This window comes from Hoeflea sp. IMCC20628, from assembly GCF_001011155.1.
Lineage (GTDB): Bacteria > Pseudomonadota > Alphaproteobacteria > Rhizobiales > Rhizobiaceae > Hoeflea.
Window position 1 is genome coordinate 1,178,596 of sequence record NZ_CP011479.1, and the last position, 21,532, is coordinate 1,200,127.

Annotated in this window: 21 protein-coding genes; 11 read left to right on the forward strand and 10 right to left on the reverse strand. The window is 59.1% G+C overall.

Features of this window, described 5'->3' with window-relative positions:
- The first annotated feature begins 8 nt into the window (after positions 1 to 8).
- A complete protein-coding gene (locus tag IMCC20628_RS05495; protein ID WP_052766306.1) occupies positions 9 to 1,076 on the forward strand; it encodes an extracellular solute-binding protein in 1,068 nt (355 codons plus the stop codon).
- A 58-nt stretch (positions 1,077 to 1,134) separates the two neighbouring features.
- Here IMCC20628_RS05495 and IMCC20628_RS05500 read toward each other — a convergent pair whose 3' ends face one another.
- From IMCC20628_RS05500 to IMCC20628_RS05515, 4 genes are read right to left on the reverse strand one after another with little or no spacing between them, the layout of a single operon-like run.
- On the reverse strand, positions 1,135 to 1,362 hold the full coding sequence (locus IMCC20628_RS05500; protein WP_047029383.1) for a hypothetical protein: 228 nt from the start codon (positions 1,360 to 1,362) through the stop codon (positions 1,135 to 1,137).
- A 16-nt stretch (positions 1,363 to 1,378) separates the two neighbouring features.
- A complete protein-coding gene (locus IMCC20628_RS05505) occupies positions 1,379 to 2,584 on the reverse strand; it encodes an aminomethyltransferase family protein (protein ID WP_047029384.1) in 1,206 nt (401 codons plus the stop codon).
- 1 nt (position 2,585) lies between these two features.
- Positions 2,586 to 4,097: an NAD(P)/FAD-dependent oxidoreductase gene (locus tag IMCC20628_RS05510; RefSeq protein ID WP_047029385.1), complete on the reverse strand. Its 1,512-nt coding sequence runs from the start codon at positions 4,095 to 4,097 to the stop codon at positions 2,586 to 2,588.
- Positions 4,094 to 5,698 (reverse strand): NAD(P)/FAD-dependent oxidoreductase, encoded by a 1,605-nt coding sequence (locus tag IMCC20628_RS05515; protein ID WP_047029386.1) that lies wholly within the window; start codon positions 5,696 to 5,698, stop codon positions 4,094 to 4,096. Before IMCC20628_RS05515 ends, IMCC20628_RS05510 begins: the two co-directional genes overlap by 4 nt.
- A gap of 98 nt (positions 5,699 to 5,796) precedes the next feature.
- Here IMCC20628_RS05515 and IMCC20628_RS05520 point away from each other — a divergent pair, with 98 nt between their 5' ends.
- The 5 genes from IMCC20628_RS05520 (at position 5,797) to IMCC20628_RS05540 (ending at position 9,865) form a co-directional block, all read left to right on the forward strand.
- On the forward strand, positions 5,797 to 6,417 hold the full coding sequence (locus tag IMCC20628_RS05520; RefSeq protein ID WP_047029387.1) for a TetR family transcriptional regulator C-terminal domain-containing protein: 621 nt from the start codon (positions 5,797 to 5,799) through the stop codon (positions 6,415 to 6,417).
- A gap of 150 nt (positions 6,418 to 6,567) precedes the next feature.
- On the forward strand, positions 6,568 to 7,431 hold the full coding sequence (locus IMCC20628_RS05525; protein ID WP_245307883.1) for a class I SAM-dependent methyltransferase: 864 nt from the start codon (positions 6,568 to 6,570) through the stop codon (positions 7,429 to 7,431).
- Positions 7,432 to 7,448: 17 nt separating this feature from the next.
- A complete protein-coding gene (locus IMCC20628_RS05530) occupies positions 7,449 to 8,123 on the forward strand; it encodes a TetR family transcriptional regulator C-terminal domain-containing protein (protein WP_047029388.1) in 675 nt (224 codons plus the stop codon).
- A gap of 14 nt (positions 8,124 to 8,137) precedes the next feature.
- Positions 8,138 to 9,220: an ABC transporter substrate-binding protein gene (locus tag IMCC20628_RS05535; protein ID WP_047029389.1), complete on the forward strand. Its 1,083-nt coding sequence runs from the start codon at positions 8,138 to 8,140 to the stop codon at positions 9,218 to 9,220.
- 162 nt (positions 9,221 to 9,382) lie between these two features.
- Positions 9,383 to 9,865: a bacterioferritin gene (locus IMCC20628_RS05540; protein ID WP_047029390.1), complete on the forward strand. Its 483-nt coding sequence runs from the start codon at positions 9,383 to 9,385 to the stop codon at positions 9,863 to 9,865.
- Between the two features lie 121 nt (positions 9,866 to 9,986).
- Here IMCC20628_RS05540 and IMCC20628_RS05545 read toward each other — a convergent pair whose 3' ends face one another.
- From IMCC20628_RS05545 to IMCC20628_RS05555, 3 genes are read right to left on the reverse strand one after another with little or no spacing between them, the layout of a single operon-like run.
- Positions 9,987 to 11,060: an ABC transporter ATP-binding protein gene (locus IMCC20628_RS05545; protein WP_047032286.1), complete on the reverse strand. Its 1,074-nt coding sequence runs from the start codon at positions 11,058 to 11,060 to the stop codon at positions 9,987 to 9,989.
- A gap of 55 nt (positions 11,061 to 11,115) precedes the next feature.
- Positions 11,116 to 11,922: an ABC transporter permease gene (locus IMCC20628_RS05550; protein ID WP_047029391.1), complete on the reverse strand. Its 807-nt coding sequence runs from the start codon at positions 11,920 to 11,922 to the stop codon at positions 11,116 to 11,118.
- Positions 11,919 to 12,773, reverse strand: coding sequence for an ABC transporter permease (locus IMCC20628_RS05555; RefSeq protein ID WP_047032287.1), 855 nt, complete (start codon positions 12,771 to 12,773; stop codon positions 11,919 to 11,921). Before IMCC20628_RS05555 ends, IMCC20628_RS05550 begins: the two co-directional genes overlap by 4 nt.
- Positions 12,774 to 13,071: 298 nt before the next feature.
- On the opposite strand from IMCC20628_RS05555, the gene IMCC20628_RS05560 reads away from it, so the two are divergent.
- Positions 13,072 to 14,466 carry an aminotransferase gene (locus IMCC20628_RS05560; protein WP_047029392.1) on the forward strand — a complete coding sequence of 465 codons (1,395 nt, stop codon included), beginning with the start codon at positions 13,072 to 13,074 and terminating at the stop codon, positions 14,464 to 14,466.
- Between the two features lie 99 nt (positions 14,467 to 14,565).
- Here IMCC20628_RS05560 and IMCC20628_RS05565 read toward each other — a convergent pair whose 3' ends face one another.
- From IMCC20628_RS05565 to gcvA, 3 genes are all read right to left on the reverse strand, one after another.
- The gene (locus tag IMCC20628_RS05565) at positions 14,566 to 15,768 is read right to left on the reverse strand and encodes an aromatic ring-hydroxylating dioxygenase subunit alpha (protein WP_047029393.1); all 1,203 of its coding nucleotides are present in this window, start codon (positions 15,766 to 15,768) and stop codon (positions 14,566 to 14,568) included.
- A gap of 126 nt (positions 15,769 to 15,894) precedes the next feature.
- Complete coding sequence (locus tag IMCC20628_RS05570; protein WP_047029394.1) at positions 15,895 to 17,067, reverse strand: aminotransferase; 1,173 nt, start codon at positions 17,065 to 17,067, stop codon at positions 15,895 to 15,897.
- Positions 17,068 to 17,110: 43 nt separating this feature from the next.
- Entirely contained in the window at positions 17,111 to 18,106 is a 996-nt protein-coding gene (gene gcvA, locus IMCC20628_RS05575; RefSeq protein WP_047029395.1) for a transcriptional regulator GcvA, read from the reverse strand.
- Between the two features lie 137 nt (positions 18,107 to 18,243).
- Here gcvA and speB point away from each other — a divergent pair, with 137 nt between their 5' ends.
- From speB to IMCC20628_RS05595, 4 genes are all read left to right on the forward strand, one after another.
- Positions 18,244 to 19,305 carry an agmatinase gene (gene speB / locus IMCC20628_RS05580; RefSeq protein ID WP_047029396.1) on the forward strand — a complete coding sequence of 354 codons (1,062 nt, stop codon included), beginning with the start codon at positions 18,244 to 18,246 and terminating at the stop codon, positions 19,303 to 19,305.
- A gap of 88 nt (positions 19,306 to 19,393) precedes the next feature.
- Positions 19,394 to 20,197, forward strand: a complete 804-nt coding sequence (locus IMCC20628_RS05585; RefSeq protein ID WP_047029397.1) for a transporter substrate-binding domain-containing protein — start codon at positions 19,394 to 19,396, stop codon at positions 20,195 to 20,197.
- A 3-nt stretch (positions 20,198 to 20,200) separates the two neighbouring features.
- Positions 20,201 to 20,869 (forward strand): amino acid ABC transporter permease, encoded by a 669-nt coding sequence (locus IMCC20628_RS05590; RefSeq protein WP_047029398.1) that lies wholly within the window; start codon positions 20,201 to 20,203, stop codon positions 20,867 to 20,869.
- Complete coding sequence (locus IMCC20628_RS05595) at positions 20,866 to 21,513, forward strand: amino acid ABC transporter permease (RefSeq protein WP_047029399.1); 648 nt, start codon at positions 20,866 to 20,868, stop codon at positions 21,511 to 21,513. The genes IMCC20628_RS05590 and IMCC20628_RS05595 overlap by 4 nt, the downstream gene beginning before the upstream one ends.
- The last annotated feature ends 19 nt before the right edge of the window (positions 21,514 to 21,532 follow it).

The window sequence follows — 21,532 nt, forward strand, 5'->3', positions numbered from 1 at the left end:
AGCAAATCATGATCAAGAACAACAGGGTAGGAAAGCATACCGCGAAATTGCTGATGGCATCGGCATTGGCACTGACCGCATTGAGCGGCAGTGCATTGGCGGCCGGCGAACTGCATCTTTACAACTGGTCGAACTATTTCGCACCGGACCTGCTCGAGCGCTACGAGAAGGAAACCGGCACCAAGGTGAGCGTAGACAATTATGCCTCCGAGGAAGATCTTCTGGCCAAATTGCAGGCAGGCGGCGGCGGTTACGACGTGATCTTTCCTGGCAGCACCACGCTCGGCGTAATGGTTGAAAAGGGCATGCTGGCGAAGATCGACGTCAGCAAGATGGAAAATTTCAAGAACCTGCTGCCGGCGTTTACCACCATGGCAGGCGATGAAAACCGCGATTATTCGGCACCGTATATGTGGGGCACGACGGGCTTTACCTACGATCCTGCAATGGTCCCCGGCGGCAAGATGGAAGAGAGCTGGAAGGCGATCTTCGAGCCGGTCGAAGAGCTGAAAGGCAAGATTGCCATGCTCAACGAAATGTCCGACGTGTGGAATGCAGCGGCTTATTACAAGGGCATCGACAAATGCACCGAGGACCCGGCAGAAGCCCAGGTGATCCTTGACGTTCTGATGGCGCAGAAGCCGGATGTGAAGCTCTATTCCAATGATGGCACAATCGACCGGATGATTGCCGGCGAAGTTCCGGTTCACATGCAGTGGAATGGTGCCGCGCACCGGGTGAAAGCCAAGAAGCCTGATGTTGTCTATGTCTATCCCAAGGAAGGCACTACCTTCTGGACCGACGTGATCGCCGTTCCAAAGGACGCGCCGAACCTGGAAGAGGCGAAGGCTTTCGTCAACTGGATGATGTCGCCTGAAGTCGCCGCCATGGCATCCAACTACACCGGCTATTCTAATGCGGTTGCTGGCTCCGGCGAGTTCCTGAAAGACGATCTCAAGGCGGATCCTGCGGTCAACACACCGGCGGAATTCAATGAGCGTCTGCGCGCCTTCAAGGCCTGCTCGCCAGCGTCCAAGGACCTGCGTGAGAAGGTCTGGACAAAGCTCAAGTCGTAATATGAAAACATGATTATCGAAGGGCCGGGCGCTTGGGTGCGCTCGGCCCTTTTGCTATCTATCTGTCTTCTGAGCGGCGCGATCGGGCGACCAGAACAGGGTCTTCGCTGTCGAGATTGCAGCAGATGCGATAGGCCTCGAGGGAGTCTGTATCGAGCTTGCCGTGCTGGTAGAAATACATCGCCGCGCCATAGCGGTGCCAGCCGGAATTGGGCGCGCCAAGCGGCAGCGACAGCAACTGCAGTTGCCGTGCGTCTTCAGCGGTTTCCACTTCTATCGGCAGCATGAGCGGTGCTCCGGAGCTAGTAATCAGCCGGCGGTGTTGCCGTCCGTCGTGGATGCACGAAAAACGGCTTGTCGACCAGATGGCACCTGGCCATGCGGCGCTGCCAGCGGATCTCTTTTTGCAGATAGATCTCGACCCAGAGGTCACTGGTGACCGATTGGCCATAGGGTGCGTCGAGCCAGGCATAGGCAATGTTGCGCTTGCAGGTGGGCGACCACAGGGCCGACGTCACCATGCCGACCTCGCGGGTCTTCTTGTGATAGACCAGCGCGTGGTGGGCAGGCTTGTCACGCTCGATCTCGATCGCCACAAGTTTGCGTTGCGGTGTTTGCTTTGACAGATCCACGAGAGCGCGGCGGCCGTTGAAATGGGGTTTGTCGAGCGCAACCAGCCACTCAAGGCCAAGCTCGTAAGGTGTGCTGGCCCGATCAGCTCTCAGCACCGTTTGTGCCGAGAGAAAATCGGATTTCGGTAGCAGGAAGCCTGCTTCAATACGGGCCATGTCCAGCGCCTCATAGCCGATGACCCGCAACCCGCGAAGCTTTCCGGCGCCCATCAGCGTATCCCAGACTGTGAGCGCATCGACGGGTGCGATCCAGAGCTCATAACCGAGATCACCGGTGAAGCCGGTGCGGGAAATGGTGACCGGCGCGCCGCCGATCTCAAATTCGGCGATGCCAAAGGTTTTGAGCGTTTCGATACCCGAGAGCCCCAGATCCTTGAGCAAAGCGCAACTGGTCGGGCCTTGCAGCGCCAGGCCAGCGATGTCGCGGGTAACGTCGCAGATCGACACATCAAAGCCCCAGGCGATGTCTTCGAGCCAGGAGAGTTGCGGCTCCTGGCAGCAAAGCCGGAATTCGGTTGCGGAGAGCCGGAAGACCGTGCCGTCATCGACCACCTGGCCATCTTCATCACACCATATGCAATAGGCAACGCGGCCCGGCTTGAGCTTGCGGATGTCGCGGGTAACCAGCCGGTTGATCACGGCTTCGGCGTCCGGTCCGGTGATGGCGTATTTGCACATCGGCGAAATGTCGAACAGCGTCGACTGGTTGCGGATGGCGAAATACTCGAACTCGACGCTGTCGAGCACCGACGGGGAGGCGTACCCCATCCAGTTCACCCAGGCCTGCTGGCGGTTGTGGTCTACCAGTCGGTCATGGAAAGGGCCGGGTTCAAGTCCCGAAACGACTTGTGCGACGGGTTTTGCGTTGGCTGTCATCTCAGTTTCCTCCGTCGCGCAGTGCTGCGGTCGCCGCATTGAAGCCCGGCGCTCCGGAAATGTCGCCGCCGGGATGGGCGCCTGCGCCGCACAGATAAAGGCCCTTCACCGGCATCCGGTATTGGGCGGCGCCGTCGAAGGGCCGCAGCATCAACAGTTGGTCGACCCGCAATTCGCCGTGATGCCAATGTCCGCCGGAAGCGCCGTAGCCGGTTTCGATATCGACTGGCGACATCACCCGGCTGGCGGTGACAGCGTAGGATATGCCGGGCAGGGCCTGTTCAAGAACGGCAAGCACCGAGACCGCAAGCTTGGCCTTGGCGTTTTCGGTCCAGCCACCATTCAGATCATAAGGCGTGAACTGGGCGCTGACACAGAGACGGTTGGCGCTGGAGTCGTAGATTGCTTCCAGCACTGGCCGATCGGGCAGATCGCCATATTTGGCGGCGTTGAAGGCGGTTTCGATCGCCTGCATGGTGGGAGCGATCACCAGCCTCTGGCTGTTTTTGAGGGGGCTGCCGGTGCCGAGAGTCGGCGCTTGGGCGATGTCGAAATCCAGACGGCTGACCATGCCTTTGGATGCCATGTTGCGGCAGCGCCGGACGAATTCGCCATCCAGATGCTCGACACCAAGAAGTGTCATCAGCGTGGTTTTCGGAGACACGTTGGACAGCACCAGCGGGGCCGCAATTTCCTCTCCGGATAGGAGCTTGACGCCTGCCGCCTTGTCCTGATCTACTAGGATTTTTTCCACCGGCGCGCCGGTTCGGATTTCGCCGCCGGCGGCAGTCACGCAATCGCTCAAGGCCTTGACCAGAGCGTCCGGCCCGCCTTGGGGCATCACCCGCAGACCATGGCCGTGCGTTGACTGCGAGGCCATGCGGTAGAGCAGCGTCAGAACCGTGCCGGGTGAGCGCGGCCCCATGGCGCCGCCAAGCGTTGCGTCCATCGCCAGCGCACCGGCCAGCGGTCCATCGCCGATTTCGTCATTGAGCAGATCCCAGGCATTGGACAGGATGATCCGCAACAGATCACGCATTTCGGTCTTGCCAAGCAGCCGCATTTTCAACGCCATGCGGGCGAGCGCGGTCATTTCACCAAAGCTGGCCTTGCCCAATCCCGGCGGTGGTTGAAGCATCATCACGCCAAGCGCCTTGGCCTGGCGACCGAGGCGGCCGTGAAATGTTGCGTAGGCCTGAGCCATCTCCGGCGCGACACCTGTCGCCTGACCGCCCAGAATGGAGACCGGAGAGCCCTCAGGATTGAACGATATGGTCTGGATCGGCTTTGATGTGCCCATCAGCTGCGCAGGGAGTCCCAGTGTCTTGATGATCTCGGGGCGCAGCGCATAGGGCAGGGGTGCTACGCGGAAACCGTCGTCGCCGAGCATGCCGCCGAGATGGTCGCGGGCTTCGAGCACCAGCACCTTGCGGCCCTTGCGGGCGAGCATGGCTGCAGCGACAAGACCATTGTGGCCGGCACCGATGATGATTGCGTCGTAGCGCCCGCTCATGCTGATAGCCCCATGTCGATCTTGTGGCCGAGGTCGCTCAGGACTTCACGCGCGGCGTTGGCGCCGGGCGCTCCCATGACGCCGCCGCCGGGATGGGTGGAGGAGCCGCACATATACAGCCCCTTGATCGGCGAGCGGTACTGGGCGTAGCCGGGCACCGGACGGTTGAACAGAAGCTGGTCGAAAGTCAGCTCGCCCTGGAAGATGTTGCCCTCGGTGAGACCGACCTGATCCTCGATGTCCTTCGGCGTCCGGATTTCCTTGTGCACAATCAGCTTGCGGAAATCCGGGCTGTGGCGCTCGATCTTGGAGATCACGGTTTCGGCGAAGGCCTCGCGGTTTGTGTCGTTCCATTCGCCATCCGCGAGTTCGTAAGGCGCGTATTGCACGAAGATGGTGGCGTAGTGTTTTCCGGGCGGGGCCATGGTCGGGTCGATCTGGGTCGGGATAAGGAAATCGACATAGGGGCTGGCTGACCAGCGTCCGTCCTTCCAATCATCATAGGCGCGTTCGATCTCGGCCATATCGTCGAGGAAATGCAAATCACCACGCAGGAACGCGGCGTCTTTGGGCGCGCCGGTGAATGTCGGCATGTCGTCAAGCGCGACATTGAGCTTTCCCGAGGAGCCGCGAAAGCGGTAGCGTTTGACGCCCTTGACGAAGTCCTGCGGCAGTTCCTTTTCCGCGGTGTGGTTGATGAAGGTGCGGCGCACATCCATACCGGAGACGACCGTTTCTGCCTGCAGTTCGTCGCCATTGTCGAGAACCACGCCGCGGACCTTGCCATCCTTGACGGTGAAATGGTCAAGACCGGAGCCGGTGCGGATTTCGCCGCCCGAGGCTTCAAATGAGCGGGCCATGGCCTGGGTGATCGAGCCCATGCCGCCGCGGGCAAAGCCCCAGGCGCCGATGGCTCCGTCGACTTCGCCCATGTAGTGATGCAACAGGACATAGGCCGTGCCGGGGGAGTAGGGGCCGAGGCCGGTGCCGATGATGCCGGAGCCGGCGATATACGCCTTGATCATCGGGGTTTCGAAATACTGGTCGAGATATTCGGCGATCGACATGGTCCAGAAGCGGACAGTCTCGGCCATCTCCCGGGCGCCGAGATTGTGGAAGCGCTTGAGGATATAGAGCAGCTCCGAGATATCGCGGGGTTTGAGCGACGCCGGGTCGGGTGCGGTGCGCAGCAGCAGCGGCTTGATGAATTTGCATTGGCGCATCACCGCGCGGGAATAGCGCTCATAGCCATCGGCATCGCGCGGCGAATGGCGGATCAGCTCGCGGCGCAGCGCGTCATGGTCGGACATATAGGCGAAATACTCGCCCTTGGAATTGAACACGCCGCCGCCCTCATAGGGGATCACCTGCAAGCCGTGTTTCGGCAATTCCAGTGCGCGGATGATCTCGGGGCGCAGCAGCGAGCAGACATAGGAGCAGTTGGAATAGGTCCAGCCGGGTGTCAGCGACAGGCTGACCGCAGCACCGCCGACGTGGTCCTCTTTCTCGACGATAAGGGTCTTCAATCCGGCCCGGGCCATGAAACAGGCGGCGGTGAGGCCGTTGTGGCCCGCGCCCACGATGATCGCGTCGTATTTCATGGTCCGCCCCGCATTGAAAAAACCAAGCTAGAATAAACTGAGCGTTCAGTCAAAAAAATATTCTGTCATCTTTTCGGACGGTGCGGTAGAGAAAGGGAATGGTGCAGCAGGCTGATGAACAGAAGATCTCCCCGACGAGCCTTAAAACACAGGCCCGGATGATCGACGCAGTTGTGGACGTTGTGGCGCGTCACGGCATCAGCGGCACCACGTTTGCCAATGTGTCGGCGACGGCAGGTGTATCTCAAGGCGCGCTGGTTTTTCACTTCAAGACCAAGGATGGCCTGTTGACGGAAACCCTGTCGCGGTTGCTACAGGAATACGAACAGGCCTGGAGCGCGGCATTCGCATCGCCTGATCCGCTGACACGCATTCTTGGTCTGATCCGTGCTGATTTCAGCCCGTCTATCTGCAGCCGAAAAAAGCTGGCCTTGTGGTTCTCATTCTGGGGCGAGGCTGGCGCAAAGCCGCTGTACAACAAGATCTGCGTCGAATCCGAGATCGCGCGCTATGAGGCCATGCTTGCCAGTTGCCGGGATCTTGTCGAGATGTCAGGCGGGCCTGATCCGGTGCTGCTGACCAACTCCATCGACGCTTTCACTGACGGACTTTGGCTGCAGATGCATATGCAGGGTTTTCCCATTACCCGCACCGAGGCGTTCGACTCTGCCTTGGCGCATCTGCGTCTTCTCCTGCCGCATTGCGCCGATCAGATCTGATCCAATTTCCTGTTGTAATGGCCGCTTCGAGGGGATGGAAGGGTGCTTCGTTTGCCCCGCTATTGAATGAACGTTCAACAAACTGGTTGCAAATGAGATGCTTTGCGCCAATAATTCGCGAAATCAATCAAGCGAGGAACCCAATCCATCATGGCAGATGGCGTCTCCAATTCGACAATGAAGGTGCAGGCCGGCAACGCGCCCGATCATGCTCCGGAATATGACGATAGGGCCATACGGTTTCTGGAAGCGCTATGGGGTGAAGGTTTCCTGTCGCCTGGCGGTCCTGATGAAGTTCGCAGGATTGTCGCGGATATCGATTTTGCCGGCAAGCATGTGCTCGATATCGGCTGCGGATCAGGTGGGATCACGCTGTTTCTGGCCCGCGAATACCAGCCCGCAAACATCATCGGTTTTGATGTGGAACAGCCGGTCGTCGATCTGGCGACCAGCCGCGCTGCTGAGCAGAACCTGCAGGGCAGGGCGAGTTTTGTGCGCGGCGCACCAGGGCCGTTGCCGTTTGCCGAGCAGAGCTTTGATGTGGTGTTTTCCAAGGACGCGCTCATTCACGTGGCCGACAAGGAAGCACTGTTTGCCGATATCTTCCGGGTGCTCAAGCCCGGTGGACGGTTTGTCGCCAGCGATTGGCTGACGTCGCATGATGGCGATCCATCGGAGGCGATGCGGACCTACCTCGCGGCTGAAGGGTTGAGTTTTGGCATGGCGTCAGCTGCGCGCTACGAAGCGGCGATGTCACGGGCCGGTTTTGCCGATGTCCGAACCGTCAACAGGAATGGCTGGTACCGTGAGGTTGCGCGCAATGAGTTGGAGCGGCTCAAAGGGCCGCTTTATGCCTCGGTCGCACAGGCTGTCGGGACGGAATATGTCGACAAAAACATCAAGACCTGGAGCGCCATGCAGACGGTGCTCGACAACGGCGAACACTGTCCAACTCATGTGTTCGGGACCAGACCAGATAAATCGCTGCCTTATGAAGAAGGAAAGACACTCTGAGCCAGGGACCTGAAGACGTGACAGCCAATGCGGGAAAACCGGCCACGGAATCGGCCAGACGACGCGAGCCCAAGGCGTTGCGCCGGGAGCAGTTGATCAACGCGACGATCGATTCACTGGCCAAGCGTGGCTATGCCGCAACCACACTGGCCGACGTGGCTGATGGCGCCGGGCTGTCGCGCGGGATTGTCAATTTCCATTTCACCAGCAAGGACAATTTGCTGAGCGAGACCATCAGGTACCTGCAGGACGAGTATACCGCGAACTGGCAGGCGATGGTGAGCAAGGCCAAGAGCGATACGACCTCGCAATTGCTGGCCATGGTGACGGCTGATCTGGACAAGAAGATATGTAGGCATCGCAAGCTTGCTGCCTGGTTCGCATTGCTCACCGAGGCCAAGACAAAGCCGACCTATCAGAAGCTGGCATGGGAGCGGGATGACAAGTACCGCACCACCCTGGCTTCTATTTGCCGAACAGCCAAGCAGGAAGGTGGATACGCCTTCGACGCACAGAGCACCGCCGACGCGATCTACGCCATGCAGGAGGGGCTTTGGCTCCGTATGATGCTGTTTGGCAAGGATTACAAGCGCGAGACAGCCCTCAAGGTGGTTCTCGATACGCTGTGCACGATTTTCCCCAAGCACTTCGCAGACGACGGAACTCCGTCGAACTTTCAAGCAGAAGACTAATCAAGGAGATAAGAATGCATAAGAAAACATCCAGGGGTTTGATTTCGAGCTTTGCCATCGCTTTGTCGCTCAGCGTAGCGCCGATGGCCGCATCGGCTGCCGACAGTGAACTGACCGTGTTTGACTGGGCAGGATACGAAGACCCCGCGTTTCATCCTGCCTATGTCGAGAAAAATGCTGATTCCCCGACATTCGCCTTCTTCGGTGACGAGGAAGAAGCATTCCAGAAACTCCGGACCGGCTTTAGAGCCGATATCGGGCATCCCTGTTCGCAGAGCGTGGTGAAGTGGCGCGATGCGGGCTTGCTGAAGCCGCTCGATACGTCACGCATTCCCGAATGGGACAATGTCCTGCCCGGTTTCAAGACGATGAAGGATCTGATGACCACCGAGGACGGCCAGGCGTGGATGGTGCCGTTTGACTGGGGCAACACCGCGGTTACCTACCGCACTGACAAGGTGGACGAGGCCGACATCACATCGCTGAGGGCCTTTGCTGATCCGAAATTCAAGGACCGCGTGTCCATCGGTGACAATGTCGACGATGCCTATGCGCTGGCCTCCCTTGCCATCGGCCTGACCGATTGGGCCAAGATGACCGATGCACAGTTTGAGGAAGCGTCTGCCTTCCTGCGCGAGGTTCACAAGAATGTGCGTCTCTACTGGACCGACAACACCGAACTGAGCCAGGCGATGGCCGGTGAGGAAGTCGATCTGGCCTGGGCCTGGAATGAAACCGCGACCACGCTGATTGCCGACGAAGTGCCTGTGGCGATCAAGAAGGATACCGATGAGGGCTTGTCGACCTGGGTTTGCGGCTATGTGCTGCTTGAGGGCGGCGAAGGCAATGAAGACAAGGCCTATGATTTTGTCAACGCCACGCTCGACCCTGCGGTGTCCTCCTACCTCGTGTCGGAATGGGGTTATGGCCACGGCAATGCCAAGGGCATGGGCGCGATCGATGCGGGAACGCTGGACGGCGCTGGTTACGGGGACCTTTCGGCATTTGTCGACAAGACCCTGTTCCAGTCTCCGGTTCCGATCGAGCTGAAGCAGAAGATGATTGCTGAATTCGAGAAGATCAAAGCCGGTTACTGATCTCCTACGTTGAAAAATACCGGGCGCCTTTAGTGGCGCCCGGCGTCGCGCAGCTTACGACAAATGCGCGGACACGCAGTTTTCCCAATTCGCCATGGAACTTTTTCGCTCGCAGAGCATTCGTTTTGCATTGCAGTGACGAAATTGAAAAAGGTGACCGATATGGCTGACAATGAAACAATGAAGAATTTGCAAAAAGCGCTGCACATGGAACTGACTGCGGCGCACCAGTACCAGCTGCATTCGCATGTTCTTGACGATTGGGGCCTTGATAAACTGGCGGCCCAGATGCGGAAGGAATTGCACGAAGAGCTCGGCCATTCTGACCAGTTCATTGAAAGAATTCTGTTCCTGCGCGGCGATCCGGATCTGGAGTTTTACAAGAAACCCAAGAAGGCGGATTCGCTTGTCGAGATGTTCAAGTCCGATCTGGCCGACGAAGAAGAAGCCATCGAGTTTTACACCCAGGCCTCGCAGCACGCGACCGAGGAAAGCGACATCGGCACGCGGACGCTTTTTGAGAAAATCGTACTTGACGAGGAAGGGCACAAAGCCTGGCTTGAATTGCAGCTCAGCCTGATCGACAGGCTCGGCGAAAAGGCCTACAGCGCCAAGTATGTTTCCGGTGCCGGCTCCGACGAATAAGGCTAGGCCCGGACAGGATTTCCAACTGATTTGCGGGCGTCCGGTTTTTAATTCGATGCCAAAGACACAAGACTGACAAGAGACGCCGCGTTGCCGGCGTCTTTTTTATGACTTTACCGGTTCAGCCCTGCATGATGACGAAGGCGTCGCGGTCATGGGTGATGCGGATGTCCGAGCCGATCGGAATGTCGTCGGCGCCGAAATCATTGGTTTCGACAATCGACAGATGCTCGCTCTGGCCTTCGATTCCGATCAGAAGCGACGTCACTTCGCCAAAATAGTTGCGGTCGACGACCTTGCCGCTGATCACCGGGTCTGCCGTTTCGCCTTCCCAAACGATGCGCAGCCGTTCGGGTCTTATGCCGATAATCGCGGTGGCCGGGTCGGAAATCGCCTTGCCGGACAAATGACCGCTGATGGCACCGATGCCGGGCAGGATCGCCCTGAAGTCCGTGCCGGTGACGACCAGCTCGGAGGCGGTGAGGAAGTTCATGCCACCGAGGAAATCGGCGACCTGGCGGGTTGCCGGATTTTGGTAGATTTCCTTGGGTTCAGCGATCTGGGCGATCTGGCCGGAAAACATCACCGCAATCCGGTCCGACATGCTCAGCGCCTCATACTGGTCGTGGGTGACCAGCACGAAGGTGATGCCGATCTGGCGCTGCAGATGCCTGAGTTCCACCTGCATCTGTTCGCGCAAACTCTTGTCGAGCGCGGAGAGCGGTTCATCCAGCAGCAGCACCTTTGGGCGCATTACCAATGCGCGCGCCAGTGCGACGCGCTGACGCTGCCCGCCTGAGAGCTCGTTGCCCATTCTCGGACCAAGCCCAGTCAGCTCGACCTGGGCCAAGGCCTGTTTGACCCGGTCTTCCTCTTCTGCACGGTTCAGACGCAGGCGCTTCAGGCCATAGGCGATATTTTCGAAGACATTGAGGTGAGGGAAGATGGCGTAGCTCTGAAACACCATGTTGGTGGGCCGCAGGTTTGGCGGAATACCAGCCATGGATTTGCCGCCGATCAGGATCTCGCCGGAGGTCGGATTGTCAAAGCCGCCAATCATCCGAAGCAATGTGGTCTTGCCGCAACCCGAAGGCCCGAGAAGCGAGAAGAACTCGCCTTCGTTGATGCTGGTGTTGAGCGTGTCTAGCGCCCGAAAGCTGCCAAAGTACTTGTCGACATTTTGGATTTCAATCATCGGAGAGGCAGTCATATCTTGTCCATTCTCGTGGCGCATGTGCTGATTGGCATCGTCATGGGCGGATCGCCAGTTTTCGCTCAGCCCGCCGCCGGAATAGTTCAGCAGCCGTGAGCAATACCAGTGATGCGGCAATCAGGATCGAGCCGAGCGCCAGCACGTTGGGCAGTTTGGCGGCAAACCGCAATTGGCCCCAGATATAGACCGGCAAGGTCGGTTCGGTGCCACTGAGGAAAAACGCCAGAATGAATTCATCGAGCGAAATAGTGAAGGTGACCAGAAGACTGGAGACTATCGACGGCGCCAGCATTGGCAGCGTCACCCGCCGCAAGGTTCCGATGGCGGATTCGCCGAGATCGAGAGAGGCTTCCTCCATGCTGGGATCGAAGCCTTCGAAACCGGAGACCAGTACGGTCACCGAATAGGGCATGCAGATCAGCAGATGTCCCATGATGACGGTGATCAGCGACAATTGCAGGCCGAGACCGAGCATCACCACGAGCAGCGATATGGCGATGATGATTTCCGGCAGGATCAGCGGGGCCATGATCAGGCCGCTGGCTGCGCCCTTGCCGCGAAAGCGGTGCCTTGTCATGGCGCGCGCGGCGCAAATGCCGAGGATGGTGCTCAGAAAGGCGGCGGTGATGCCGACCAGCAGCGAATTCCAGGCCGCACCGTGCATGGCTTCGTTGCCGGCAAGGCTTTCGTACCATTTGAAGGTGAATCCGACCAACGGCAGTTTTGGCGTGGCGGAATCATTGAAGGAAAAAATGGGCAGCAGCAGAACCGGAAAATACAGGATCGCCACATAGATGATCACATAGCTCGACAAGACGCGTTTGGAGGAGGGCAGAAATCTCATTTGAGAAGCCTCTTCATGCTGGTGAGCAACAGGACAATCGCGCCGGCGACCAGGGAGACAATCACCATGGTGCTGACTGCCAGCGCCGCACCCAACGGCCAGTTCGAGGCCTTGCCGAACTGCACCTGAATGGCGTTGGCGATCATGATGCCGTCCTTTCCGCCAACCAGCTTTGGCGTCACATAATCACCCACCGTCGGGATCATCACGATCATCAGAGCGGCGATGATGCCAGGCATGGTCAGTGGCAACGTAATTCGCAAGAACCGCCGAAACGGGCCATCGCCGAGATCGGCTGCGGCCTCGAGCAACGAGCGGTCGAGTTTTTCGAGCGAGACGAACAGCGGCAGGATGGCGAAGGCCGCCCAGCTGTGGGCAAGGGTGATGATGACGGCGTTGACGTTGTAGATCAGCGTACTCAAAGGCTCGGTGATGATGCCGAGATACAGAAGGCCGGTGTTGAGCACACCCTTGTAGCCAAGAATGACCTTCCACGAGAGGATCCGCAGCAGATAGCCGGACCAGAACGGCACGGTGATGACAAACAGCCAAAGGCCCTTGTAGCGTCCGCCATGAAACGACACGAACCAGGCGACCGGGTAGGCGAGGATGACGGTGACAAACGCAACTGTCACCGACACGAACAGCGAGCGCATCAAAAGATCGCGGTAGATGGGTTCGGTCAGCGCTGCCTTGTAGTTTTTCAACGTGAAGGTCTGGTCGATGGTCAGGTAATCCTGCGACCAGAAGCTGTTGGCGACAATCACGATGATCGGGCCGATCAACAACAGCATGGCGTAGAGCAGTGGCGGCGAAATGGTCAGCCAGCCCTTGCCGGTGTCCGAACGCATGAATCGCTGAAATGGCGTTTGGCTGGCGGAGCGCTCAGCAGGCAATGTGGAAGACGACGGATCCAAATGCAGTTCCTTGCCTTGGCCGGACTTGCCGGCGGGTGCCGTGCCAACGTGTGGATTGCCAGTTCCGGACCGTCGGCCCAGAAGCGGGCCTTTTGATTTGAAGCCAAAAGAGAGTTGAATGCAAGCCGTTTTTCTGTCAAATTGACTGAACAGTCATTCAATAACGGCTCAAAACTGCACTGGAAAGCTGTTGAAATCCGGTGTCGTGCCTCTCTCTCGGGAATTCCGCATCATGTCCGATAAACAAGCCAATCTCTACAAAAAGGCCACTCAGGAGGCAGTTGACCACCTGATCCAGCCGTGGCCATCGGCGGGTTCGATCGGTGCGGAAGCGCGGGGCGTGCTTGCCTCGGGTGAGGGCGTTTACGTCCATGACGAGAACGGCCGCAAGCTGATCGACGGACCGGCCGGAATGTGGTGCACCAATGTCGGACACCGCAATGAGGTTCTGGCCGAAACACTTAAAGAACAGGCGATGGAACTGTCCTACAATTCGCCTTGGTACACGACGAATGAACCGTCGGCGGAACTGGCGCGGCGTATTGCCGAGCATGCGCCAGGCGATCTCAATCACGTGTTTTTCACCACCGGTGGTTCCACTGCGGTGGAAAGCGCGCTTCGTTTCGCGCAGTTTTACAGCAATGTCCGCGGGCTTGAGGGCAAGAAGAAGGTCATCTGCCGTGATGGCGGGTATCACGGCAGCACCTATCTTTCGGCCAGCCTGAACGGCAGCCAGCGGTCGAAAAACTGGATGGATTTTGCCGATGACATGATGATCCGGCTGTCCTGCCCGGATCCGTTCCGGCGCCCCAAGGGCATGAGCCTTGAGGACTTTCGCGATCAGCTTGTCAAGGAATTCGCAGACGCAGTGCGTGAGCATGGACCCGAGAATATCGCGGCCTTTGTCGGTGAACCGATCATGGCGTCCGGCGGTGTGATCGTGCCACCGGAGGGCTATTTCAAGGCGATCCGAGATATCTGCAGCGCCAACGACATCCTGTTCATCGTCGATGAAGTGGTCACCGCATTTGGCCGGCTCGGGCATGTGTTTGCCTCGGAAGCCTGCTTTGACGTGGTTCCGGATATCATCACCTTCGCCAAGGGCGTTACCTCGGGCTATTTCCCGCTCGGCGGCATGGTGGTGTCGGATCGGCTGTTGGAGAACCTTCGTGCGTCCAACCATCCCGAAGCGATGTATGCGCATGGGTTGACCTATTCCAGCCATCCGATCGGCTGCGCGGTTGCATTGAAGAACCTCGACATCCTGGAAAACGATCTGCTCGACTATACCCGCGAGATCACACCCTATTTCCATGAAAAGATGAAAGCGCTCGAAGAACTCGAACTGGTCGGCGAGGTGCGGGGCATGGGGCTGATGGCCTGTATTGAATGCGTTGCCGATCGCGAGAGCCACAATCCGATCCGGCTTGATACCGAAGTCGGAAACCGGATCGACAAGCATTGCCAGGAACTGGGGCTGCTGGTGCGGCCGCTGGTGCATATGTGCGTGATGTCGCCGCCGCTGGTGATCACCCGCGACCAGATCGACAGCATGGCGGGCATCCTGCATGAGGGGATTTCGCGGACCATGCGGGATCTGCGCCAGGAAGGGATCTGGCAAGGCTGAGGCATTAGCCGGACGACGCGACCGAACTGGATCAAGACTAAACACCCGCTCCGGAAATCCCGGGGCGGGTGTTGTTAATTGGTGCCTGTCTGAAACGGATCAGAAGCTGATGGTCATCTCGGAGTTGAGCCGGGCCATATCATCTTCGTGCGGTCGCTGCTCCAGCGAGCTGATCGGCAGCACAGCGCGGAGATGATCGTGATGGCTGCGCACGCCATATTCGAGGTCGGAGAGATAAAAGCCCTTGAAGGCGGTGGAATTCATCGCCTCGTTCGACCATTCGGTCAGGCGCACATCCTCGCCCATGGTTTCAAAGTCGATGCGGGCGGCGAGTTTACGGGCGAGGGTCTGTTGTCTGGTCTCGTCGCGGTAGCGATAGATCGAGCCACGCAGCAAGGTCTCGCCGGTGGACAGCGGAAATTCCTGGTAAAACTGTACCAGCTCCGGTGTTGCAGCGATGACGGCATTGGGGAACATTCCATAATAGACCCATGCGCGCTTGAGATGGTCGGGCATGCCCGGGCGCGGCTGCATGGCCTTGAGATAGTTGCGAACGCTCCATCGCCGGCCATTTTCGTTGCACTCGGCATAGGATCGCGACAGGCCGTTGACGAAGGGCTCATCGAAATAGGAGCGCCCGTACAGGTCCTGAAGCGCCGGATGGGCCAGCGCCACGTGGTAGCCTTCGTTGTCGACATCGCGGACCGACTTCCAGTTGACCTTGGAAACCATGGTCCAGGTTTCCCCGCACGGCACCATGTCAGCAATGTCGAAATGGGCGATTTCATCGGCGAAGGGTTTAAAAAGCTCAGCGACAGCCGGCTGCGGACCTTTTTCGAAGCGAATGAAGACAAAGCCGTTCCAGACTTCGGCTTCGAGCGGTTGCAGTCCGAATTCGGTCTTGTCGAGATCGGGGAAGGATTTTGGCCGTGCTGCGCCGCGCAGGGTGCCGTCGAGATTGTAGACCCAGCCGTGAAACGGGCAGACCAGCGCGCCTTTGCAGGAGCCCTGTTCGTTGGCGACGACGCGGGCGCCGCGATGGCGGCACATATTGTGGAAAGCGCGGACCTCGCCATCGGCGCCGCGGAGCACCAGCGCCCGTTCGCCGCACATGTCAAAGGCGATGTAATTGCCTGGCTCCGGCAGGTCCGAGACATGGCAGGCAATCTGCCAGTGCTTGCGGAATATCTCCTGCTTCTCGAGCTCGAGAAAGGCCTGACTGTGATAGGTCCAGCCGGGCAGCCCGCTGCGATCCCAGGTTTCGGGAATCGTAATATCGCGATGGGACATCGGGCTGTTCATGGGGTACCTATTTATTGAGTGATTACTCAGAAAATAGGCTGAACCGGTCGCGAGGTCAAGTCACGCATGTGAGCAGCGCTGGTGGAGCGGCAGGCAAGGCGCCGGTTTAACGTGGCAGGTGCCGCATCAGCCTGTGGACGCAAACCGCGCGCTCAGTTGCCGGATCGTTGTCACATCGGCATTGGCGAAGGCGACGCGCAGATAGCGCTCCAGGCCATTGCCGAAAAAGGAGCCGGGAATGGTGATAACACCGGCTTCCCGCGCCAACTTGTGGGCGGCGTCATGGGCGCTGAGACTGGCAAAGGGATGCCGGACAAAGGCGAAATAGGCGCCCAGGGCGGCAATCTCCCAGCCGGGCGCGTCGGCCATGACTTCGCTCAGCGCTTCGGTCCGGGCAGTGATTTCCAGCACATTGGCGCGGCGCCAGTCGCCGAGCGCCGGAATGGCCTTAGCCAAAGCTGCCTGTGGCGGTCGCGGTGGGCAGATCTGCAAATTGTCCATCACCTTGGCGATCTGGGTGACGACTGCTTCCCCGGCAGTGACCGCGCCGACGCGATGGCCGGGAATACAGAAGGATTTGGAAAAGCTGTAGAGCCCGATCAAGTTGTCCTGCCAGCCGGGAACAGCGAAAAGCCCATGCGGCGATCCGGAATCAAGCGGCAGGAAATCACGATAGGTCTCGTCGATGATCAGCCAGAGGCCACGGGCGCGGCAGAGTTCGAACAATTCGCGCAGCAGGCCAGCCGGGTAGGTGGCGCCGGTGGGATTGTTGGGCGTGACCACCGCCAGCGCACGGACGCCGTCATTGATCATTGCCTCGACCGCCTCAGGCGTCGGCAGAAAGCCGTCCTGCGCATGGGAGTCGACATAGCCGACCTTGACGCCTGACATGGCAAGCGTGGTCTCGTGGTTGAAATAGCACGGATTGGTCAGGAGCACGGTGTCGCCCGGGCCGGCAATGGCCATCATCGTCGCCATGAAAGCCTGATTGCAGCCCGAGGTGACGTGAATGTTGGCCGGTTTGACTTCGGCCGCATAGATGTCGCTGACCCAATTTGCATAGGCGGCGCGCAGTTCCGGCTCGCCTTCGATTTCGCCGTAGCCAGCCATGGATGGAGAACTTGCGGATTCGCCGAGCCAGCGCAACATGTCAGGGTGCGGCGGGTAGCCGGGCACTGCCTGCGACAGGTCGATCAGCGGTCCGAGACGGCCGTCATAGTCATGCTTCCAGGCCTGCACCTCCGGAATCGGTGGTGCGGCAAGGGTTTTGACTAGCGGATTGAAACGGGCAGTCGGCATGGGGTTCTTTCTCGGTTCGGGGCCAAAGGCAGTCAGGCAGCAATCAGATGACGTCGTCGACCTCGATCGATTCGGTTTCACTGGATCGTGCCGTCTGAGGCTGCTGCGCCCGGCGGATGGTTCGTCGGGCGGCAATCAGCGGCTCTGCCCTGGCGTCCTCTTCCTCGATGCTGGAATAGAGCCAGTCGATGAAGGCGTCGACCACCGGGGTCGAGCGCAGATCGTTGCTGCAGGCGACATAGAAGGCATGAACGGCGGGAACGGCAAGCTTGAACGGTACAATCACCTGTCCCTTGGTCAACAGGCTCGCCGCTGTCAAGGTGTCGCCGAGCGCAATGCCGTGGCCAAGCACCGCCGCTTCGAGCGCCAACCGCACATCGGAGAAATAGTGCTGCTGACCGCCAGTGATGCCGTGAACATCGGCTGCAGTCCGCCAGATGTGCCATTCGTGGCCATTGTCGCCGTGCAAAATGGTGTGCTCGGCCAGGTCGCGGGCGGTTCTGATTGGCCGGTTGTTGATCAGCGAGGGGCTGGCGATCGGAAACAGGTCAAAATGCGACCACAGCTTGAGCCAGCAATCGGTCCAGCTGCCATCGCCATAGAGGATGGCGACATCGACATCGGGCGAGTGGATCATTGCAGGATCATTGCCTGCGGTGAAGGTCAGGCGAATTTCCGGGTAGCGCGCGGTGAAACTCGCCAGCCGCGGCATCAGCCACAGCGACAGCAGCGCCGAGACGCAGGAAATCGACAGTGATCCGGATTTTGCCGGCCGGGTCATGCGGGCGGTGGCAGCGGCGATTTCCCCAAAAGCCGATGTCACTGAAGGTAACAGGTCTGCGCCATGTTCGGTCAGGGCCAGCCGCTGGCCGCTGCGGTTGAAAAGCTTGACGTTCAGCGAAAGTTCCAGCGCCTTGATCTGGTGACTGACAGCGCCGTGGGTGACGCAAAGTTCCTTTGCCGCCTTAGTCAGCGAGCGATTGCGGGCGGTCGCCTCGAAGGCGCGCAGCGGATTCAGCGGTGGCAGGCGTTGGGTCATGATCGTGTGCTCATTATGTGAGAATAACTCACACAAACGACACTAACAATATCAATTGCTTTCGCATCGCTGCTTTGCAACATTTCGTTCAACGGCAGCGCTCCCGGCGCGCCTTGACACTTCGCGAGGACAAACTGATGGCCTGGGACAAAACAAAGCTCGACGCGCTCAAGGGAAAATACGCCGAGAGCCATGGTGGCGAATTGTTCAACCCGAAATTCCGGCGGGTTGCCGACAAGATTTTTACCGAGAGCGGCACACGGCTGGCACCCTATTCAGGCATCCCCACCTTCCTGACCGCGCCCTATGTCGAGATTGACAACGACAATCCTGACTTTGGCGATCTGCAGGTGGCCATCATCGGCATGCCAATGGATCTGGGCGTCACCAATCGCAACGGCTCACGCTTTGGCCCCCGTGCAATGCGTACGATCGAACGCATCGGTCCCTACAATCACGTGCTTGATTGCGCCCCGGTGCACGAGTTGCGCGTTGCCGACATCGGCGATGTCAGCTTCCAGAGCCGTTATCGGCTTGAGCTGAGCCACGAGGACATCGAGCGCCGCGTGGGTCAGATCGTCGACGCCGGCGTGCTGCCACTGTCGGTCGGCGGCGACCATTCGATCACCCATCCGATCCTCAAGGCCGTCGGCAAGAAGCGCCCGGTCGGCATGATCCATATCGACGCCCATTGCGACACCGGCGGCGCCTTCGACATGACCAAATTCCACCATGGCGGTCCGTTCCGCAACGCGGTGCTTGACGGTGTGCTCGATCCGACACGGACGATCCAGATCGGTATCCGCGGTGCGGCCGAATATCTGTGGGAATTCTCCTATGAATCCGGCATGACGGTCATCCACGCCGAAGAAGTCACCGGCATGGGCATGCCAGCGATCATAGAACGAGCAAAACAAATCATCGGCGACGGTCCGACCTATCTTTCCTTCGACATCGACAGTCTCGACCCGTCATTTGCGCCGGGAACAGGCACGCCGGAAATAGGCGGTCTGACGACACGCGAAGTTCTGGACCTCATTCGAGGTCTCAAGGGCATGAACATTGTCGGCGGCGATGTCGTCGAAGTAGCGCCGCAATATGATTCCACTACAAATACGGCACAGGCCGGTGCGCAGGTGCTTTTCGAGATCCTCAGCCTTATGGTCTTCAGCCCGGCCATCACCGGCAAGCAAGCCTGACGCCCAACCACGAACTCGCCATTGAACGGAATGCAATGAGCAACGGCGGCACATGCCGGACACAACCAACCATTCCAGAGGGACACCCATGTCACTGCATCGCAGCCTGAAATCTTCCATCGCAGCCCTGGCACTTCTGAGCGCCGGCTTCGCTTTCACCGCACCGGCAAACGCCGATGCCGTCGCCGACATCCAGGCAGCCGGCAAGCTCAATGTCGGCGTCTTTGCCGACTTCCCGCCATTCTCGTCCGCCAGTTCCGACATGAGCCTGAAGGGCTATGACATGGACGTGGCGCAGGCGATTGCCGACGCGCTGAAGGTCGAGCTGGTTCCTGTCGCCGTCACCGGCCAGAACCGCATTCCCTATCTCAACGACCGTCGCGTTGATCTGTTGATGAGCGTGGGTTACTCGGACGAGCGGGCGGAAGTCATCGACTACGCCGCAGCTTATGCGCCCTATTACATCGCAGTCATCGGGCCTGCTGCAACCGACGTGAGCGAAGCAGCTGACCTCGCCGGCAAGTCGATTGCCGTCAACAAGGGCACGCTGGAAGACACGTCGCTGACGGAAGCAGCGCCTGAAGGCACCGACATCAAGCGTTTCGACAACTACAATTCGGTGATCCAGGCCTTCATCTCAGGCCAGACTGACCTGATGGTTGTCGGCAATGATGTTGGCGCCGGCGTGCTGGCCAAGCAGGACGCAATGCAGCCGGAACAGAAGTTCCAGCTGTTGAGCTCGCCTTCGCACATCGCGCTCAACAAGGGCGAAGATGCGCTGAAGACCGCGATCAACGACGCCATTGCCAAGATGATCGAAGACGGCAGCCTCGACGCCTCGTCGCAGAACTGGCTGAAGGTCGAACTGAACCTGGAAAACCTCAAGGACTAGAACTTGTCCTATAGCCTCGACTTCGGTTGGCTTTACGACGCGCTGGGGGCAATAGCCCGCGGCGCGTCGATGACGATTCTGCTGATTGCGGTCACCACCGTTTTGGGAACAGTGCTCAGTGTCATTCTTGCTGCCGGGCGCCGCAGCGGCAACCGGCCGCTTCGGCAGGCAATCACTATCTATGTCGAAGTGATCCGCAACACGCCATTTCTGGTGCAGCTGTTCTTCATCTTTTTCGGATTGCCGAGCATCGGCATAAGGCTTGACCCGATTTCGGCGGCGATTCTGGCGATGACGTTGAACATGGCTGCTTTTACCACCGAGATCGTCGGTGCCGGCCTCGACGCTGTGCCCAAGGGACAGAAGGAGGCGGCCCTCGCGCTGGGCTTGCGGCCAAGGCAAGTGTTCGTCAAGATCGTGCTGCCGCAGGCTTTGCAGATCATATTTCCGGCGCTCACCAGCCAGATTGTCATCATGATGCTAGAATCCGCCGTCGTGTCCCAGATTTCCGTCGCCGAGTTGACCTATCAGGGTGACACGCTGCAGGCGCGCACCTTCCGCGCTTTCGAAACCTATTTCATCATCACGCTGGTCTATCTCGGCCTGTCGATTGCCTTGCGGCGGCTGCTGGTCGGGGCAGGGCGCGCCACCTTGCCGGCGGGTGTGTCATGATCGAGTTCACGCTCTGGGACATCGTCCGCAACCTGCTGTTTGCCACCCGCTGGACCGTGGCGCTGTCGCTGGCAGCCTTTGTTGGCGGCGCAAGCGTCGGCATCATCATTCTGATCCTGCGGATTTCCAAACATGTTTGGCTGCGGCGTTTCGGCAAGGGCTACATCGCCCTGTTTCAGGGCACGCCGCTGTTGATGCAGTTGTTCCTGATCTTTTTCGGCATGCCGATGCTCGGCTTTCGCATCGAACCGTGGTCGGCAGCCGTGCTCTGCCTGACCTTTTATGCCAGCGCCTATCTGGCCGAAATCTGGCGCAGCGGTGTAGAGGCACTGCCTTCCGGCCAGTGGGATGCTGGCCAAAGCCTCGGTCTGCACCGGGTGCAGGAACTGCGACTTATCATCCTGCCGCAGGCGTTTTCGATCACCCGCGCGCCGATCGTCGGGTTTCTGGTGCAGCTGATCAAGGCCACAGCGCTGACCTCGATCATCGGCTTTGACGAATTGCTGCGCACATCCAACGCCATCAACAACGCCACCTTCGAGCCGTTCAAGGTTTACGGTCTGGTGGCGCTGATCTTTTTCATCCTCTGCTTTCCGTTGACCCAATATTCGCGGATGCTGGAGGCCAAACAAATCGCTCAATGAGGCACAGAACCTCAGGGGC